Genomic DNA, 19,728 nt, shown 5'->3' with positions numbered 1-19,728 from the left:
AGGAATGCGAGTTTCCATGTTTTATCTCCTTGAATATGCTGGAGATACAATGCCTTTTTGCTAATTATGTTCCAAAAAGGAATAGATATGAGCCAAAAAGGAATAGGAAAATACTTTAAACAAATGTTTGTTATGAGAAGTAAAATGTGGCTATACAATTCAAAAGACCTCACTTATGTCTGAAAAAAGGCGGTCTATCCGTATACTATTATCATATTATCATAGAATTTCTCATGAGAGAGAATAATTTAAAAAAATTGTATACTATCGTTTATTGGTTTCTAGCTTATAAAGTAGGGGGTATATCTGCTTATTTTTATAAAAGTGTTACTGTTTTTATGGGAAGAATATTTATAAAATGAGATTAGAAGGCGCATTTAAAGATAAAAATAAATATCAGTAACGTTCATTCATAGTGTTATAAAAGATTATGGATTAAGTTAAATAAAAAGCTTATTGAATTGTTATGACATCATATTTGTTAATATGTTACACGGTAATTTTTTGATATTTATCTTAGATGAAGAGTTTTATGAAATGAGTAAGATATATTTGGTTGTGAGTTGGTTTGCAGAGAAAGCATTATATTTTATGGTATAGGGGATAGATCAAGATTTTTTCCATAATTATTTGTGTTGATAGGGGCTTCAAGCTATTGTTGTGTTATGTGCCACCATAGTGATTTTGGGGTAGATACGTTAGAGATTGTTTTTCTGCTTTACGTTTTGTCGATCAACGTTGATGGATATTGTATAGAAAGTGAGACTGTTGCCGTGGAGAGAGAGATTATGCTTTTGCTTATAATATCAATGAAAAAAGCAACGGAATATTACGGCAAAGTATTTGTATAGGAGAGCTTATTTAGGGGGTAACTTTTTAGCTCGTGAAGTTTGTAAAATAAAATGCTGTCTATAAAAAAATAATATTTTTATAAAGTAAAATAATAACACTTTTAATAATTATTATTTGCATATATAAGCATAAAATATAATTATATTTAATTAAATAATATTTAATACCTAAATAAAAAGTGTGACTTTCCTGATGAAACATAAATATACATTACCATTCATTATACTTATCGTATGTTTATCAACAGGAGGGCTGATTTCTACCGATATTTTTTTACCGGCACTGGGCGATATGCGTCAATATTATCAAGTGACACAATCTCAAATTCAAAGTGCAGTGGCGGTTTTTTTGTTGGCATTGGCACTTGGGCAGCTCATTTATGGGCCGCTGAGTGATAATTTTGGGCGTAAAAAAACACTTCTATTGGGCTTATTCGTGTGGTTATTTACGACACTTGGTGTGATTTATACGGTTCATATTCACGCTTTTCTTGTGTTACGTTTCTTGCAAGGTCTGGGTGCTTGTGCGGGACTTGTCTTAAGTCGTGCAATTATCAATGATTTGTTGGATAAAAAAGCGGCTGGAAAACTTTATTTGATTGTTTTTCCTTTTATTGGAATGTCACCAGCACTTGCACCTTTCATTGGTGGACTTTTGATACAAGCTTTTCATTGGCAGGCAACTTTTATCTTTTTAAGCTTTTTTATATTTTTGACCATGTTGCTATGTTGTTTTGTGCTAAGCGAAACTCTACCCCCTCAAAAACGGCAGCATTTTTCTCCTATAGGATTTATGAAGGGATATCTAGGCGTTCTTAGAAATAAACAATTTATTTTTTATGCACTTATTCCGTGTTTTTCTTACGCAGCCTATTTTGCTTATATTGTGGAGTCGCCTTTTTTACTCACGACTTTGGGGCTTTCGCCGATATACATTAGTTATACCTATATTGGTGTTTCATTACCCTATATTTTGGGAAATCTTTTAGCGCGATGGTTTTTCGAACGCGAATCTATGGAAAAAACTGTCTGTCGAGGGTACATTATTTTTGTTATAGGAGGCATGCTCTTTGCTTTGCAGATGTATCTAAGCCCATGGCCCCTTGTGACAAGTTTTATCGCTATTGCTGTTCTTACTTTTGGCAATGGTTTTTTATTACCGTTAGGAACAGCGTTGGCTATTTCATCGCATCCGCAAGCTGCGGGAGCGGCTTCTGGTGTTATGGGGTCTTTGCAATTAGGCAGTGCGGCACTCAGTGCAGCGGTTATCGGAAAAATCTCTGGTCATAGCCCACGGGCTATGGCAACTTTGTTAGCAGGGTGTTGTCTCATTGGTTTTATCATTTATATTCGAAATGCCCGTGTTTTTATGATTTCAGAAATAAGCTGAGTAAAATGATAAAAAGAAAGCATTATGCGGAAATGCTTTTGATGTTTTATACAAATGGGGGCACCTGTACATTAGATGAATTTTTTTATGAAGTTGTTTGATTGCGTGGGGTTAAATTTATCACAGGCTTAGTGTGCGTTTAACAAATCACTGATTACGGGGGGGAAGCTTATGAGTTTAGAATTTCAACATATCTGTATTTTCATGATAGTGGGTGGGAAGAGTTTCTGCCTGAATGCATGTTTTAAAATAGGGGGAAAAATTGAGCAATGCGCTTTCCTATTATTATTCTTTCTCCTGTGATGCCAGTTTGGGATGATGGTGTCTTTTGTTCTCCATTGACAACGCTATGTTCAACAAAAGGATTCCCTGTCACTCTGCTGGACACACTCTCTCTTTTTCCTAAGAGTTCTCATGTTCTCAATCATTCTGTTGTAGAGACTTTATCTTTTATGACAGAAAAACTTAAAAGCTATTTTAAAGAGCCTACGGTGTTGGTAGGATTTTCTATGGCTGGAACATTGGTACAAATATTGGCAGTACAGCTTCCCAATGTTCAAGCTGTGCTTGCTGTGAATGCACCTGGCTATCCAGATAAGGTTTTGCAACGGCGCCTTGGAGATATTCTTGCCTCCTTAGAAAATAATGATTTATCGGGGGCTTTGGAAATACTCAATGGTTTTATGCATCCTTCTGGCATTATGAAAAAAAGAGCCTTATTGGAGATTCCTGATGAAAAAAAAAGCGTGGCAATTGAACGCATGACAAGAGGGTTTAAACTCTTATTAGAAATAGATGCTAGAGATGAAATAGTTAAGTATAAGGGGAAGTTTTTAGCTTTAGTGGGAGAAAAGTCGCAACTTGCAACGGTAGATAATCAGACGAAAAGTCATAATCTGAACCATGAATATAAGATTGTTTCTGGTGCTGGTACGCGTTTATGGGAGGATAATCCTACTATGATGGATGCAGTTATTGATGAGTGGCTGGAGGGACTATGAAAAAGAAAGTACTTGTATTACCTGGTGATGGGATAGGATCAGAGGTTTGTGATGCTGCGCTGATGGTCTTAGAGCAATTCCAATTGCCGATTGAATTGACTTATGGTGATATTGGTTTTGAATGTTGGAAACAGGAAGGAGATCCTATTCCTCAAGCGACTTGGCAAAAAATTACTCAGAGTGATGCTATTTTACTTGGTGCTGTGACCAGTAAAGGAAAAGAAGCGGCTTTAAAAGAACTTGCTCCGCATTTAAAAGAGAAAAACCTTGGCTATGTTTCTCCCGCACTTCAACTTCGCCAAAAGTTAGGTTTGTTTGCGAATATATGTCCTGTAAGATACATCTTTGGTCCCCAACGTCCTTTTCATTTTTGTGTTATCAGAGAAAATAGTGAAGGCCTTTATGCTGGATTGGATTTTCGGGGTATTCCTCCTGAAACAGCCGTTTGGCTAAAACATCCAAATTTGACAAAATATGGGCTTGAGGAGGCCGCGTGGACAGTTCGTTTGCAGACACGCTTTGGTTTAGAACGGTTATTTGAATATGCTTTTTCGTATGCACGCAGACATGGGTTTGGGCGGGTTACTTTTGCTGATAAGCCCAATGTTCTGCGAGAAAGTGGTCAGTTTGCTCAGGAAATTTTTGAGAAAATTGCGCAAAACTATCCGGAAATTGAATCAGATATTCATGATGTTGATGCGGTTGCTTTGTGGATTGCAACCAAGCCAGAGCAGTTTGGTGTGATTGTTGCTGAAAATATGTTTGGCAATATTCTTTCTACTCTTGGCTCTGGTATAATGGGAGGAGGGGAGCTTGCATCTCATGTGAATGTGGGGAGCGAGATTGCTTGTTTTGAACCTGTTCATGGAAGCGTACCACGTATTGCTGGACAAAATAAAGCCAATCCTTCTGCGATGCTTTATACCACGGCTTTACTCTTAGAGCATTTAGGCTTTAAAGATGCAGCAAAACAACTGTCTGAGAGTGTTGATCAGGTTATTCGTGCTGGAAAAACCGTTACCTATGATCTTGGAGGTATAGCCTCTACCCGTCAAATGGCTGAAGCTGTTCGCAATTCTCTTATGAATTCTGTCTTTGTTCATCGTGCTGCCATTATTACCATTGGTGATGAACTCCTTTCAGGACAATATTTGAATACAAACTTACAAGATTTAAGCCAAAGCTTGAACAAGAGAAATATTCAAGTCACACGTCATTTTGTTTGTGCTGATCAATTACAGCAAATCAGTGAGACTGTTGTTTCTTGTCTTGGACAAGAAGATCTTATCATTATCAGTGGGGGATTGGGACCAACATCAGATGATAAAACACGCGATGGAGTTGCTCAAGCTGTAAAGCAGCCTTTGGTACATCATGAAGATGTTTGGCAAACAATAAAAGGTCAATTACAACGATTAGGGATTACGGCGGATAAGAGTAATGCACGTCAAGCATTGTTTCCTGAGACAGCAACCGTACTTGATAATCCTACAGGCACAGCACCAGGGTTTTATCTCTCTTGCGATGGAAGTACGCTTGTTGTTTTGCCTGGTCCACCATCACAGGCTCTTGCGCTTTTAGAGAATTATTTAGAACACAACGAGAAGAGATATTCTTCTGTATCGCGTGCGGGGTATGCATGGACTTTGATTGGAATTGATGAAAGTACTATTGCGCAGTGGGTTGATGATCATCTTGAAAATGAACCCTTTGAGCGGCATTTTTTATGGAAAAGTCCCTATGTTTTGGTGCAACTGGTTGCTCAATCAGAAGCACCCTTGGAACAACATTTCGTGGAAGAATTTGAAAATCATTTTCGTCCATATTTGGTTGGTGCAGAAGTTACTACTGCTTCTAAACAATTAGCGATGCATGCAGAGGTTCATTGGTCTGCCAATGATCCGCTGCTTTTAAAATATTTTCAGCCCATAGAAAAAGGTAAACAAGATATTCCACTGCTTGAGGTTGAAGTGAGCCTAGAGCCTTCTTTGGAGACATTAGAAAATCAAGCAGAAAGCCTTGGACATGCTACCATAACTATACGGATGAAAGGTTATGGTGATGATCGTATAACTTTTCCCTATACGCGACCACTTTTAGGTGTCGTCTTACAAGAATATGCCGCTTGGTTGGTTTTAAAAAGATATTTGAAAATGGAGAAGAAAAAATGAACCTCTATGGGGATGTAAAATATTGCCTAAATTATTGAACATTCTATTATAAGAAGTATTTTGATCTTTTTCTTCAGGGTTTTTTGTCTATAGGGTAAATTTTCTTTGATGCGTAAATGAATGACTTTGATTGATTCAAAATTAAGAAAAACTTAACGATATTAGGCTCGCTACATTTAATATTTATAATGATTAATTATTATTATAAATCAATATGTTACATTTTATAGAGCCTATGACAAGGAATCCAGAGACTTCGTGTGCCTTAAGCGTTGTAAATAATTGAGATTCTTTGTAAATCAAACAGAGATGTTGTGAAAAAACAAGAGGTTATGTTATTTACAGGAAAGCTTTGCAAACTTTATTGAACAATATGTCCGTGAAGAGTTTATTGCGAACATGTGCCGTTCTGTTATCTGATAATAAATTGCTGTAAAGAGCTCATAAAATTTTTCCTTTAAGTTTTTGTGTGATTGCATGATCGTTGGGGGTTCACTTCCGAGGGGCTATATTTTTCAATTTTATAACAGGACGAACTATTTTTCTGTAAGACGTGAAGATTTAAGGAGTGATCATTTTACGCTTTTGTTTTCTTTTTGATTGGTCATTTGTGAATTTTTTTGGGAAAAATATTTAATGTGGTTAAAAACATTTTATGCGTGTGTGGGAGAGAAATAAAAATGTGTCTTAATTGTTGATAAGAGTGTCAATGTTTTTGATGAACAAATTTTAGTCGTAATTCTTAGTATCTAGATAGGGAGTTTATTGCATTTTTTAACAGTTCGTATCCTAATATGTTGTGATGCGCAGTGGTCTTTTTAAGCAAAAAAGAAAGGGCTTTTATGTATCAGATTGATTACAACAGTTATCGTTCTGTCAAGAGTTTTAGTCGTCGCGTTCATTTTCTCGTTATGCATTATACGGCTATTGATTTTAAAGCCTCGATTATGGCGCTTACAGGAGAAAAGGTTAGTGCACACTATCTTGTTCCTGATCCTTCAGAGCAGACATATCGTGAGGCAGGCTTTAAGGATATGCGTATTTTTAATCTGGTTGATGAAAATGAGCGTGCATGGCATGCGGGTGTGAGTTCATGGGCTGGGCATAGTCATCTCAATGATGCATCTATCGGGATTGAAATCGTTAATTTAGCGACTTATCATGATGGGAAGGGGGTGTTTCCTCCTTATAATCCAATACAAATTGATGCTGTTAAGGAACTTGCCTTGAATATTCTTCAACGGTATCCCGATATTATGCCAACAGATGTTGTGGGACATAGTGATATTGCCATTGGAAGAAAAAGTGATCCAGGAGCAGCTTTTCCATGGAAAGAACTTTATAGGGAAGGTATAGGAGCGTGGTATGATGACGAATTAAAAAGTCATTATCAAGAGCAATTCTCTAAAAATTTTCCACCAAAAGAAGATGTTTTGGCGAAGCTAAAATGCTATGGATATGATATTTCTGTTGCGTGTACCCAAACAGGATACAAAGATTTGATCCGAGCATTTCAACTTCATTTTCGTCAAGAAAATTATGATGGGATTCTAGATGTTGAAACAGCAGCAATTCTTTATGCATTGGTTGATAAATATTTTCCATGAATTCAATGCGTTTTAATTGAAAATATGGCTTATGATTACGTGCAAGCCTTTTTATTATCAGGAAAGGCTGCTTTTTACCAGTTGGCTTTATGTAAAAAGGACATTAATCGTGTAAAGATCCCCTGTACGGTATAAGGCGTTTTATGGAAACATAACTCTGAAAGCTCTATGATTTGCAGAGATTAAATTTTATTGTTTCTTTGTCTTATATTTCGCTTCCTTTAAAAACGCATAAAGCCAAGATGTTGCGTATATGATGACATGTGCCCTACACAGGATAAAACGCTTCAAATAAAATGGACTTGTATTGTATATTTCCATGCTTGTTTTAAAGAAATGTTTTTTAGTGTGTATCACAACATATATTTTACAGCGACGTTCATAGAGAATATAATCTAAAATCCTCTATGAAGTGTATCCTCATTTTTATTCTTAATAAAAGTGCCTAGCATTATCGTACACTTCTTTGTCAGATCTCAATGTTACTACAGCCCTTGGAACTTAAAACGATACATAAAAGGGTTTTCTATACTCGTTTTTATTCACACGGCTCTCTCCGTTTATCGTGTACAAGTGAAAGGTTTTGGTTAATTGAAACATGCAAAATTATAAATTATAAATTATGATTATAAATCAATGTGATGCAGATTCATTAAAAATAAGGGCATTTACAAATTGCTACTGTTAGGGGGGCTATTCTTTAGAAGGGGAAGAGGTCAATTTATTTTTTGAAGATATATCTCTTTGCTCTTTTATTGCTTTAGGGGATGTTTGCATCGTTTTGACAGCATGTTTCTTGATGATTAAGTTTTTTAATGAAGCAGTGTTATAAAACGTTGTGTTTTAGAGTGTTGATAGAAGACATATTCAGGCATATCAAAAACACAATGATGTCTTGTTTTTTTCAATATTTTATTTGTTCAGTGTAGAATTTATTTGAGAAGATCATGACCTAAATTACAAAGGTTAGAAGTAAATTATCAAGAAAGACAAATTTGGTCATAAAGCAAAGGAGGTTATTCATGCTTTAAAGGGCAAGAAAGAGATTGTATTTGAAGTGAAGTGTAAACGTCCGTGTGGAGAGCTCTTATCAAGCATATCAGGTTAATCTTCTAAGAGTAGTTTTATGAAATTAAGTCGGTTTTTTCCGAGAGACAAGACAATAAGTATCAGGAAAAGATCATGATATTTGATTTCAAAAATAAAAACTGGCAACATGGTTTGCCAGTTTTTAAAAGCTGTAGCTTAAATAGGATTAGAATGAACGCTGTAAACGGATCATACCTTGAAAAGCACTTTTTTTATTGAATAAATGTTTTTCATCATTATTTTTATCCGTCACAACGCGATCATCGTTCCAAGAAACATAGGTTAATTCAGGTGTAATCACAAACCCTGGAACCAGCGTGTATGCAATATTTACAGAAGTTGCAAAGGTTTTTACAGCACTATAAGAAATTTGAGCATTCAAATTTGCTTTTGGAGTAAGCTTGTAAGTGGCACCCGCCCAAGCAGCCCATTTACCACCCCAGTTTGCATAAATTGTTGTGCTTTTTCGTGATAACTCATCATTTTCATTTACTGTGTAGTAATCAAGGCCGTTTTTATAACCAGCCATTACCCATAGATTGAAACGATCGTTGACATTGAAATCTGCACGTATTTTTCCAGCCCACTTTTTGTAGTAAGCATCATATGCTGCAACCGCTGAAAAACCACCCCATTTTTGCATGAACTTTATACCCAAAACCACATTCGGGGTGTAATTTTTAATTGCTTTACTTGGAAGAGTATCATTCGTGATAGAAGCAAGCTTACCATCTTTATCAATGTAGTATCCTGTTACTCCTGGAAGATCATCTGCATTATTGCCTAATTCAGCGCCGATAATAGCAGAAAAACCGGAGTCACCACTAAAGGTGTAGGAAATAAAATTGGTGCGTGTTATGCCAGCAGGTGCTATGCTGTCATCATTGAGAACATTTCCATAATCACCAGTCCAGCTGTTGAAAATTGTGTCATCAAGACCTACGCGAAAACCACCCAGTTCAATGTAAGCCGCTGCAAGCCTTGCACTAGCGTTGTCTCTACCATCCCCCCAGTTTGAATAAATTCTCGCATATGAACGAAGTGTTCCCATTTCTGTTTCCGAAGCTGCTTGAAAAACAAGGGTGAGCCGTGATGCTGCGCCATAGGTTTTTCTTTTGTCTCTTAGTTCAGTTTCGGTTGTTGCATCGATATTATCACCGCCTATAAAATCAGTACGAACATTTCCTGATAAACGCATGCAGGTTTCTGTTCCAGGGATATAAAAATATCCTTTTCCGTAGGCATCACAAACGCGAATATATTCTACAGGTTCGGGTTCGGGGATAACTGTTGAAGCAGCATGAGCTCCAGAAACAGCTAAAAAAGCTGTTGTAGAGCTTAAAAAAAGGGATTTAATATTCATATAGGATCTCCGAGGTCCGGTTAAATTTCTTCTAAAGAGTACTATTTTCCTAACGCATTAAGGACAAAGACATAAGTAAATACGCAGCACTTGTCATCTTAGCTATAACTAATCTTTTTAGAGTTTTAAATATGAAATTACCTTTTTGTAATATATGCATGTACTATTCGAGATGCTGTGGTAAAAAAGACACAATTTTTGTTTTATTAACTTTTGGTCCCTATGGGATCAATAGGAGAAAAATTTTCAGATATTTGGGAAAAAAATCGAAAAAGTCTTGAACTTTCTGTTGATACCATTTATGCCTCTTTGTCGGAGAGGTGGCCGAGTGGTCGAAGGCGCTCCCCTGCTAAGGGAGTAGGGCTCAAAAGGCTCTCGAGAGTTCGAATCTCTTCCTCTCCGCCATCTATTGTTATAAAAGCAGTCGATTGTGTGTAGGAGTTCTGTTTATCCCGTTGGGATTATGCCTCTCATATAAAAAGTATGTTCTAAACACAAATACACTTGTGTTGCCAATTTATGCGCTTGTTTTAAAGAGATATCTTTGCAATGTGTATAAGCCCATTTTGCGACGCCAACTCGTATGGTATAAAACGCAAAAGTTTCTGTGAGGCGTATAAAGCCTTATAAAGCCACACTATTTGTATACTTATGAAGATGCAAAGAGGCATATTATATATCTGCTTTCCTGTTGTTATAGATTTTGACTATGAGAGTTCATAAAAGGCATTTTTCTTTTCTAAATCGTTTTTATTTATACGGCTTTCTTTGCTTATGATGTGCAAGCAAATGATTTTGATTGTTTCAACCATAAAGCAGATTTGAAAAGAAAGAATCTTACAATATTCGCGCTTGGCATATTATCATTATAAATCAACGTGTTACTTTATATTTGCATTGTATATTGAAAGTTGAATGTGTCAATGCTTTTAGAAAAAAACATTGTGAGTGGTAATTTAAAAATTTTCCTCTCATAGAGACTTTTGAGAGTGTTTCATCCATCTCATGACAACCAAACCACACATGAAAAAAGTAATGGTCGGTAATATTAGGTAGTAAGATGGAGAAACTTTTGCCGGAAGAAAAGAAATAATACTCAATACTGTAATTGAAAATATTCTTCCGCTAAAAGAGACAGCACCAACAACACCGGAAATATGCTGCGTTTGTTTTTGGTTAAGTTCTGAAAAAAATAAGCTTTTTGCACCGATCGGTACAGTGCAAATAAATCCATGGATTAAAGAGAAGGCGATGACTGATGCAGCAGTTTGATGGCTATGAACTGAAAAATAGAGCGCTATGCACATCAGAGCAGAAAAGAAGGAAAAGTGTTTTATAGAATTCTTATATTTTTTATCAAGAACATGATACTTAGACATCAGTAAATTTGAAAAATATTGTGCTGAAAAGGCTCCAATATGGCAGCACATCAAGATGAGCATTTGCGAACCGTTGAGGTGATGAATTTTTCCCCCTGAAAGTATTATTGGTTGCCAGAAATGATAAATAATCTGAATACCAGCGCTAAAAAGGCACATGAGGAAAATAAACCATGCTCCTCCTACTGTGTTTTGAAATATCCAAAGCGTTTCCTTGGCATTGTGCAAGATTGTTTTTGTTTTGGACGTTTCGATTGTTGTTTTCTTTTCTTCAGGAACAATAAGGAATATCAAAAAAATAAATCCCATCATGAGGCATGAGATGATATATCCCATAAAATATCGTCCAGAGTAGTAGATCGTTCCAATGCCTACAATCCCACTGAGAATACTTCCGAAAGAGTTAACTTGGTGGTAGAGATGAGCATAATGCGAAAAGTGATCCTGTTTATCGCCTAGAGAATGGTAAATCCATCCGTCAATGGCGCTGACAATGATACAAATGCCCGCTGCATAGAGAATTTGCGCAATAATAAGTGCCGTCATATTGGGAGCTTGAAGGCATAGAAGATAAAATACTCCTGTCATAAAGACCCCAGCCATAACGGAATATTTACGCCGATATCTGTCAGATAAAACAGCGCAGGGAAAATCAAGTAGCAGAATGGTGGTGGAAAAGACAACCTGAAGCAGAGCTAATTGCGCCAGACTAACTCCCATGGACATTAAAAAAATCGCATGGTAAACGCCGATCAGCATGCGGATAGCGTTATAGGATCCATAGGTGAGAGCAAGGGTGCGAGGTCTGTTCATTGTGTTGTTTCATAGATTGTACAATAAGAATTTTCACTAAAAAGAATATTTTTCTGTGAAAAGATAGCGGTTTCATATCCCCATTCAGGGATCAGTGGAAAGAAGGCTTCCATAACCACCCCAAAATTTAAAAGGCCTCTTAGTCTATATGGGACTTTAAAGCGTATTAATGAGAGAAAATGATGCAATTTTGAAGTGATTATGAGAAGCAACATAAGCCTCATAAATGAGATTGTTATCTTTTGAGGGGAATTGCTTGTGGGGCTGTTTCTTCCATAGTAATCATTTTGTCTAGATCTGTAAAATGACCCTAGGACGGCAAGATCATTGACATAATTAGAACTTATAGAGGTGTGTTTATTTTTTATACACCATTCACTGATCCATTCTCTTTGCTGATCAGCTGAAATAGCACAAATGATCCATAAATCGGTTTTTGGTAATTTTTTGATATCTTTTTTTATAGTCATCAACATTTGTAATCCCCTCCTTTCTTTCTGACTGTTTCTCCGTATCAATTTACGTCTAAAAATTTTTTTCAGAATTCATCTTTACTTTATTTATTAAAAAGATTGTCTCGCAAGGTGCTTTTTGATCACGTCATTACGATTAAGAATTAAATTTCTGATATAAGAGGAAGGGGGCATGATACATTGTGACTAAATACATAAATCCCTCCATATTCTGAAATGATGATTTCCTTTTGCAAAACAGTATCCTGAATGGAAGCTCGATAACCATTACTTTGATCATGGAAATGACAACTTAAAAGAGTTCTTATGAGTGCTTGAAGATATTCTTTAGATATTACAGAAAGAACAAGAAAATAGTTTAAAAAAATCAAACTTGGAATGAAAGCTTTCATCTTATGATGGATAATGGTGAATTTTAAACTTCATCTACTGTTTTTTTGATCTACTGTGCTGTAAGAAAGATTAAACTCTCCCAATTCATGTCTCTAATTTAGGTCATTGATCATAAACATTATATACTGTCTTTTCAAATTATAATTTTGCTCACTGCTTGTCTTCACTGATTAAATCAACATTTCTCTAAAAATGCCACTTGAGAAAAATGCATCCTATCAGTTTAATACTCGATGATCTTTTAATTAATTTAAGGAAGATAACATAAAATATAATATAAAAAATGAATAAATTCAATTTTTGTAAAAAACACAAACTTTTTTACTGCTGCTGATAAAAAACAAAGCTATATTAAAAGTAGTCTTTATACTCTTCAATACCATTGATTTTTGGTTGTTTCCGGATGAAGGTTCCTTTGTTTTGGAAAGAGCGGAGCAGAGTTTAAGAGAAGAATGGGCGCGTGCGCAAAAGCTTGTCCTTGATCTCTCTTTAAGTTGGATACTAAGCCGCTTGATGGTTGAGGGCGTTCATCATGTGAACATAACGCAACCTTGTGAGGATATTTTTGTCGCACCTGATGAAGCTGTCGCTTTGGGGGATATTGTCTTGTTTGAACGGGGGCGTGCTGATTGATTTCCTCGTTGTTATTGCTGCTTAATTTCAGCCATTATTTTTCTGAAAAAGAAGCTTTGTAGGGAGAAGAGTATCCATGGAGCAGAGTGTAAAACGAAGAAATGCATATAACTGATCCAATAATGTTGATAATAATCGCTCAATATGTTCCTCTGGTTGTTCAAACAAATGGCTAGATCGGCTTTTATTCTCTGAGGTAAGTGCTACTCTCGATGAGATAGAACGCGGATGAGCGAATTATCAGTTAAGGGATTAAGAGTAATGGGGGAGAAAAATAATCGTCAAGATTTGAGTTATTTCAAAGTCGCTGTATTCGGTATGATTATTATGATTTTGGGGATGGGGATCGGGCGATTTTTCTATACGCCGGTATTTCCAGTTATGTTGGATGAAGGATTGTTTACCTTTAAGCAACTTTCTTATATAGCTAGCGCTAATTATGGCGGTTATTTAATTGGGAGTATGTTTTTTTCGTTTTGCAGAGTTGGGAATATATCCCGTGCTCCCTACATGCTATTTGGTGCAGCTATAGTGACGAGTGCACTTATTTTTGCCATGGCGTTGACACCAAACTTTTACTTGGTCTTCTTTATCCGCTTTGCTGCCGGTATCGCGAGTGCGGCAATGATGATTTTTGGTTCTATGACGGTTATGCAGCATAGTCACAAGGTGTGGGTTATTGCTTCGCTCTATGCGGGTGTGGGAGTTGGTATTCTACTGGGTAATGAGTATGTTATTATTGGTTTGAGTAAATCACTGAACGCGCAAAGTATTTGGTTTGGAGCTGGTTTAATATCTGTTATATTGTTGCTCGTGTTATTTATTTTATTTCCACGTCGTGTTGATGCATCTCAATTTGCTATTAACGAGTCATTGGCACACGAAAATATCGTTTGGTGGGAACTCGCTCTGATTTATGGGCTCGCTGGGTTCGGTTATATTATTGTCGCGACATATCTTCCTCTGATGGCGAAAACATTTAATTTCCCACTACTTGCTAACCACTTATGGTCGTTTGTCGGAATAGCCATTGTTCCTAGTTGTTTCATTTGGTTATGGGGAGCCCATCGGTGGGGGGTATTACGTTGTCTGATGCTCAATTTGCTTATCCAAGGAGGATGCGTATTACTGACATTATTCAGCCAGTCTCTTGTACTGATCGTTCTCAGTTGTATAGGGTTTGGATTTACTTTTATGGGGACGACTTCTTTAGTTATGCCGTTAGCTAAGCGTTTATATGCGCCGTATGGCATAAATCTGCTTGGGTTGGCTACCTTAACTTACGGTTTTGGCCAAATATTAGGACCTCTCTTGACGAGTTTTTTACAGTCTGGTTCACATGCTATTACGCTTTCCGTTATCTGTGGTGCTGTAGCCCTTTTTGCTGCTGCTGGAATCTGTCAATATTGTCTTTGTAAAAAGGTTGTTGGCGTTTCATAAATCTGCAATCTTCACTAAAAAGTCGAGAGAATTTATTCCATTCTTTTTGAAACATTTTGTGAAAGTCAAATTATTTTAATAGGAGAGATTACAGAATGCTTCACTCTAAAGTCGCTATTTTGGGTGTTGGTCCTCGTGGGGTCAGTATTCTCGAACGCTTGCTCACGCTTTATTCCCATTATCCATTTTCTGGGAACATTGATATTTTATTGATTGATCCCAATGAGATGGGGACCGGTACCCATAGTGTGCATCAGCCGGATCATTTATTGGTTAACACTGTCGCCTGCCAGATTACTTTATTTGGTGATGATACAGTTAAGGGAGTAGGGCCTATTCGTAAGGGACCGAATTTTTATCAATGGGCTATTCAACAAGGTTATCGTAATATTAACGGTGTTTTTTCTCGTACAGAGCGTGATGTTGGGAGAGAAATCAAAGAAAATGATTATTTATCACGTCGTTTGTTAGGGGAATACCTGTCTTGGGCTTACCAAGAGCTCACGCAAGATTTACCTTCCGGTATTCATATTAAGGAGATCCGAGAAAAGGTTATCAATCTCCATATCCACCAAGATAATAAAACGGATGTTCTTTTGGAAGATGGCTGTCGTTATAGTGTAGATTTTGTTTATATGACCACGGGTCACGGTAAGAATATATATTCATCGCATGATGAAAGTCTGTAACAGTTTGTGGCTGTTCACCAAATGAAAAACGCGCTGTTGAACTATTATTCGAATCCTTATCCAATTGAAAAGTTGGACTCTATACAAGCTCAGTCTCGTGTGCTGCTGCAGGGAATTGGATTAACTGGCTATGATGTCTTGTCGCAATTGACTTATGGTCGCGGTGGGACTTTTACTGAAAATGCTGGACAATTGCATTACACGCCAAGCGGCAAAGAACCTAAGATAGCTCTATTCTCCCGTCAAACATTGCCTTTTAGTAGTCGCGGGATTAATCAAAAGGGTAGTAGTGGGCAATACATACCATCATTCCTTACTCTCGATGCAATACATCATCTGCGTAAGCAGTCCAGCATTGCTAATGGTTCTCCGCAGCTGGATTTCGAAACGCAGCTTTTACCTCTGTTACTTAAAGAAATGTGTTATGTCTATCGAAGTACGCAGCTAGGGCATTGGCTAGACCCTGAAACCTATGTTGTTACTTCCAAAGACGAGCAGTGTATTCAAGCGTTGCTGTATCCTCATCAAAATAAAATATTCGCCTCTCTGAATGATTATACAAGATTCTTCATTGAGCATTTAAGGGAAGATCTTCATTCTTCCGCTGCAGGTAATGTTGAAGGCCCAGTGAAAGCTGCTACAGATGTGCTAAGAGATGTCCGTGATATTTTACGTGCAGCAATTGATTTTTGCGGGTTAACGTCTTCATCTCACAAGTACTTTATTGAATATTTAAATCCAAACTTCAACCGTATTTCTGTCGGTCCACCAATGCAGCGAAACCAAGAGTTGAAGGCTCTGATGGAGGCTGGTATCGTGACTTTGGCTGGTGGACCTTCACCTAAACTTGTTCTCAATGCTAGTACCAGCCGTTTCGAAATTCAGTCTGTTTTCCAAGATGAAAACAGTTCAGTTGATGGAGATGTGCTGATCAAGGCCAAGATTGATCGTTTTTCTCCGTTGCGTGATGAGTCTCCTTTTATCAAAAATTTGGCTGCTCAGGGTATTATCCGGCCATTTATCAACCAAGGATATCATCCTGGTGGTATTGATATTGACTGTCAGCAGCATCCTATAGACATTAAAGGACAAGTACAAAATACATTATGGGTGGTCGGTAATCCAGTAGAGGGGCCAAATTTTTATACATATATTTTGCCTAGACCTTTAGTTAATTCGCGTGCACTGCGGGATGCAGGGCACTGTGTTATTGACATGTACGAGCAGCTTCTTAATCGCTACTCAGTCAAAGATTCAATAATTAATGTACATTGATGATGTAAAAAGCTTCCTGATACGCATGTCCTCCGTATCCGCTATAATGGCGATACTGATGCTATTCATTTTTCTTATATCTATCTCAATGAGAACTTGGTTTCTTATTCCATTGGCTGGAGTGACTGTTTTTGGTTATTTTCTTTTGACGATACCATACTGGTGGTTGAAGGGGAATGCACGCAGTGGTGTGGCCATCCTGTTGGCTTGTACTTTAGTGCTGATATGGCGTTGGTACTTGCCTGATGTTGGTACTGTGCTTGTGCGTTTTACTGATGTCTTTTGGCTATTACTCGCCATGGGATTGTTGCGCCATGTGATGAATATATGGCGTATTTCAGAATTTCTCTCTGAACGGTTGATGCGCTATGGAAAGGGTTCGCTTACCCTGTCCATCGCGATACTGACTGCGTTTCTAGCTTGGCCGATGAGTTTGGGGGTTATCCCCCTAATGATTGATGCCTTGAAGCAAAGTGTTTTTCCCTCTCGCCATTTGGCCGCTATTGTGATGCGAATGATGAGCATCACAATGGTACTGATGCCGACCAGCATCGGTGCAGCAACAGTTTTCTCTGCTATGCCTAAAACACCAATATTCACATCCGCTGCTTTGGGGATACCACTTTTTCTATTCAGTCTGTTGTTGTTGTGCATTTCTCCTGTTGTACCGCTAGCTAACCCGATTATTTGCGATGAGAGGAGAGCGAATAAAGAAGGAGAGAGAGTAAGAATTTGGATTTTTTTGATATTTTTCTGGCTAATATTTATCGTTGCATTGACAGTTATCAGGTTGAATGCACTAGAAAGCATTGCATTGACGGCGAGCATTCTATACCTCATTGAGCGTGTGAGTTCACTCAGTGTTGATTTTTTGACTCCTTTGGTGGCAGTGATACGCAGTATATCCAGTGAAATTATGTTGTTGCTAGGTTGTAGTCTGCTAATATCTACTTGTGATTTGCTTATTCCTTTGTTGCCGGTGACGTTTAGTCATTCATTGGCATCACTCTCTGTTTGGCAGCGTTATGCCTGTATTCTCTTTGTATTGCCAATTTTCAGTGTAGTAGGAATTCACCCTATGGTGCTATTTAGTTTGGCATTTCCCTTACTAGGGTCATCGATGGCTTATGGGGTTACGGATTATTTGGTTTGGATTTGCTTCTTTATTGCAGCTCAACTCCTTTCTCCTGTATCAATAAATGCTATTTTTGCTTCCAGTAGCCTACATATTTCACCGGTAGATACGAGCTTTAAAATGCATAGCTATTATGTATTAATGTTTAATCTTTTTGCGTTCATTTATTTGAGTTTTTTTATTCAATATTTGTAAATTATGGAGATCTTATGCCTTACATAAATATTAAAATTACTAATGAAGGGGTTACCTCTGAACAGAAACGGCAACTAATAGAAGGGGCAACTCAATTATTAGTTAATATTCTGAATAAAAATCCGAAAACGACTGTTGTCGTAATTGATGAAGTGGAGACAGACAATTGGGGTATCGGTGGAGTTCCCATTACAGAATTAAGAAAAGCTCAAAATAAAGAATAACTCTGTGTATTTGAAAAGAGTTTAAGGTCAATAGGGTTAATTAATGTAAAAAATCACGACCCTTAGCAACATTTGATCAAACCGCCCTTGGGGCGGTTGTTACAGCCCCTGATGCTGATAACCAAGTTTTTCCCCTCAACGAGCCTGTGTTAGTTTTTACACATGAGGGTGAGAAAATCCAAAAGCTTGGGCGAAGGGGCACAGCTCTTGATGTGATTAACGCTGTGCGCGCGCAAGGGATTGAGGCACAAATTATCCTTGTGCGGGTGGAAGAAAAGTCAACCATAGCTGAGACACAAACCGAAATGGTGGGATCCAATACTCACTTGACCGGTGTGCATGCCTTAGCGCATGCTAGAGGGCATTTGGGTGTGGAACCTGGAATTCTCTTGGCACCGGCTTATAGTGCAGGGCGGATTGACAATGGCAAAAACCCTGTGGCAGACGCTTTAGAACAGGTTGCAGAAAAGCTACAAGCGATTGCGGTTTTTGATACGGGGGGTAAAAACACGGAAGAAAGCCTTGCTTATCGTACAGATTTTTCCTCACGCTTTTGTTATTTGATTGATCCCTTTGTACGGGTGGCAAATTCTGATGGAGGTGTGAGTATAAAACCCGCAAGTCCTTTTGCAGCAGCCATGTTTATCAAGCGGGACAAGCAAAGGGGCGGTGTTTTTTGGTCTCCCTCCAATCAAGATGTGCATGGTATTTTAGGGACAGCACGCCCCATTAGCTATTTTGATGGGGAAATTGATCATGAGGCAAACCGTCTCAATAAAGCCGATATTGCGACCTTTATTCCCGCGCGCCTTAGTCAAAATGGGCAGGGAGAAGTAGCTTCCAATGGGCGCATTTTATGGGGCAACCATACCACCTCCAGTGATCCGCTTTGGCGTTTTGTCAATGTGGTGCGCACCCGTGCGGCACTGGAAAAAACCATCATCAATAATTTGCGCCCTTGGGCCAATGATGAAAACCTGACCGGTCAACATGTTATTGCTATTACCCGCTCTTTGACCAGCTTTCTTGATGATATGATTGCACGCGGTGCACTGCTTGGTGGGCGGGTTTGGTTTGACCGTGATTTAAATTCCAACAGCAATTTACAACTGGGGAAATTGCGGGTGGAATTTGATGCAGAAGAAGTGCCGCCTCTAGAAGATTTAAGCTTTGGCAGCCGGCGCAATGGAGCTTACTTTAATCGGCTTGCTGAAGATATCCAAAATAAAATGATTTATGCCTTTGGCGATACGCTAGAGGGTTATCGCAAAGCAGCAAGGAGCGACATATGACTTTAAGAATTGTTCGCGGTTTTACCCTGATTGTTGATGATGATGTTAATCTCCATCTTGATCTTGAAACCCTCAAATTACCTACGTTGGAAGAAATCACTGAAACCTATCAACCAGGGGGCTCTGATATGCAGATTGATGTGAGCGGTCTTGGTGTCAAAGCTTTGAGCATGCAAATGAAAATCCGCAGCCATACCCCTGAGGTCATCGGCATCTTTGGTGGTCCTCCTGGTCTTCGTCATAAATTCACAGGCAAAAAACATGTGATCTCTGAAGAAGATGGGCGTGAGCATGAACATTCCATTGATGTGACAG

At 38.0% G+C, this 19,728-nt stretch carries 14 protein-coding genes, 1 tRNA gene and 1 pseudogene; 13 read left to right on the top strand and 3 right to left on the bottom strand.

The window, feature by feature from the left end; translation table 11 throughout:
- Positions 1 to 1,044 precede the first annotated feature (1,044 nt).
- The 4 genes from ACFIML_RS08140 (at position 1,045) to ACFIML_RS08125 (ending at position 7,020) form a co-directional block, all read left to right on the top strand.
- The gene (locus ACFIML_RS08140; protein WP_375607408.1) at positions 1,045 to 2,241 is read left to right on the top strand and encodes a multidrug effflux MFS transporter; all 1,197 of its coding nucleotides are present in this window, start codon (positions 1,045 to 1,047) and stop codon (positions 2,239 to 2,241) included.
- A 269-nt stretch (positions 2,242 to 2,510) separates the two neighbouring features.
- Positions 2,511 to 3,242 (top strand): alpha/beta fold hydrolase, encoded by a 732-nt coding sequence (locus tag ACFIML_RS08135; protein WP_375607409.1) that lies wholly within the window; start codon positions 2,511 to 2,513, stop codon positions 3,240 to 3,242.
- Complete coding sequence (locus ACFIML_RS08130; protein ID WP_375687859.1) at positions 3,239 to 5,413, top strand: isocitrate/isopropylmalate family dehydrogenase; 2,175 nt, start codon at positions 3,239 to 3,241, stop codon at positions 5,411 to 5,413. The genes ACFIML_RS08135 and ACFIML_RS08130 overlap by 4 nt, the downstream gene beginning before the upstream one ends.
- Before the next feature lie 842 nt (positions 5,414 to 6,255).
- The gene (locus ACFIML_RS08125; protein ID WP_375607411.1) at positions 6,256 to 7,020 is read left to right on the top strand and encodes an N-acetylmuramoyl-L-alanine amidase; all 765 of its coding nucleotides are present in this window, start codon (positions 6,256 to 6,258) and stop codon (positions 7,018 to 7,020) included.
- A 1,255-nt stretch (positions 7,021 to 8,275) separates the two neighbouring features.
- On the opposite strand, the gene ACFIML_RS08120 is transcribed toward ACFIML_RS08125, so the two are convergent.
- A complete protein-coding gene (locus tag ACFIML_RS08120) occupies positions 8,276 to 9,472 on the bottom strand; it encodes a porin (protein ID WP_375686738.1) in 1,197 nt (398 codons plus the stop codon).
- A gap of 314 nt (positions 9,473 to 9,786) precedes the next feature.
- Here ACFIML_RS08120 and ACFIML_RS08115 point away from each other — a divergent pair.
- Positions 9,787 to 9,877, top strand: a tRNA-Ser gene (locus ACFIML_RS08115).
- Between the two features lie 566 nt (positions 9,878 to 10,443).
- Here ACFIML_RS08115 and ACFIML_RS08110 read toward each other — a convergent pair.
- A complete protein-coding gene (locus tag ACFIML_RS08110) occupies positions 10,444 to 11,664 on the bottom strand; it encodes an MFS transporter (RefSeq protein WP_375607413.1) in 1,221 nt (406 codons plus the stop codon).
- Complete coding sequence (locus ACFIML_RS08105; protein ID WP_375607414.1) at positions 11,661 to 12,134, bottom strand: hypothetical protein; 474 nt, start codon at positions 12,132 to 12,134, stop codon at positions 11,661 to 11,663. The genes ACFIML_RS08110 and ACFIML_RS08105 overlap by 4 nt, the downstream gene beginning before the upstream one ends.
- Positions 12,135 to 12,914: 780 nt before the next feature.
- On the opposite strand from ACFIML_RS08105, the pseudogene ACFIML_RS08100 reads away from it, so the two are divergent.
- The 8 genes and pseudogenes from ACFIML_RS08100 to ACFIML_RS08065 all read left to right on the top strand — a co-directional run.
- A pseudogene (locus ACFIML_RS08100) lies at positions 12,915 to 13,163 on the top strand (baseplate assembly protein); the annotation flags it as partial.
- Between the two features lie 228 nt (positions 13,164 to 13,391).
- Positions 13,392 to 14,603: a YbfB/YjiJ family MFS transporter gene (locus tag ACFIML_RS08095; RefSeq protein WP_375687857.1), complete on the top strand. Its 1,212-nt coding sequence runs from the start codon at positions 13,392 to 13,394 to the stop codon at positions 14,601 to 14,603.
- Between the two features lie 95 nt (positions 14,604 to 14,698).
- A complete protein-coding gene (locus ACFIML_RS08090) occupies positions 14,699 to 15,292 on the top strand; it encodes an FAD/NAD(P)-binding protein (protein WP_375687855.1) in 594 nt (197 codons plus the stop codon).
- Positions 15,293 to 15,313: 21 nt separating this feature from the next.
- The gene (locus tag ACFIML_RS08085; protein WP_375607416.1) at positions 15,314 to 16,567 is read left to right on the top strand and encodes a hypothetical protein; all 1,254 of its coding nucleotides are present in this window, start codon (positions 15,314 to 15,316) and stop codon (positions 16,565 to 16,567) included.
- A 58-nt stretch (positions 16,568 to 16,625) separates the two neighbouring features.
- A complete protein-coding gene (locus ACFIML_RS08080) occupies positions 16,626 to 17,897 on the top strand; it encodes a hypothetical protein (protein ID WP_375607417.1) in 1,272 nt (423 codons plus the stop codon).
- Between the two features lie 14 nt (positions 17,898 to 17,911).
- Positions 17,912 to 18,121: a 2-hydroxymuconate tautomerase family protein gene (locus ACFIML_RS08075; RefSeq protein ID WP_375607418.1), complete on the top strand. Its 210-nt coding sequence runs from the start codon at positions 17,912 to 17,914 to the stop codon at positions 18,119 to 18,121.
- A gap of 146 nt (positions 18,122 to 18,267) precedes the next feature.
- Positions 18,268 to 19,413, top strand: coding sequence for a phage tail sheath family protein (locus ACFIML_RS08070; RefSeq protein ID WP_375687852.1), 1,146 nt, complete (start codon positions 18,268 to 18,270; stop codon positions 19,411 to 19,413).
- The coding region (locus ACFIML_RS08065) for a phage major tail tube protein (RefSeq protein ID WP_375687850.1) at positions 19,410 to 19,728 on the top strand (319 nt) is incomplete at its 3' end. The genes ACFIML_RS08070 and ACFIML_RS08065, both read left to right, overlap by 4 nt.

This window comes from Bartonella sp. AC62GZZY (genome assembly GCF_042196525.1).
Taxonomy (GTDB): domain Bacteria; phylum Pseudomonadota; class Alphaproteobacteria; order Rhizobiales; family Rhizobiaceae; genus Bartonella.
This window is presented reverse-complemented; position numbering and strand designations above follow the sequence as displayed.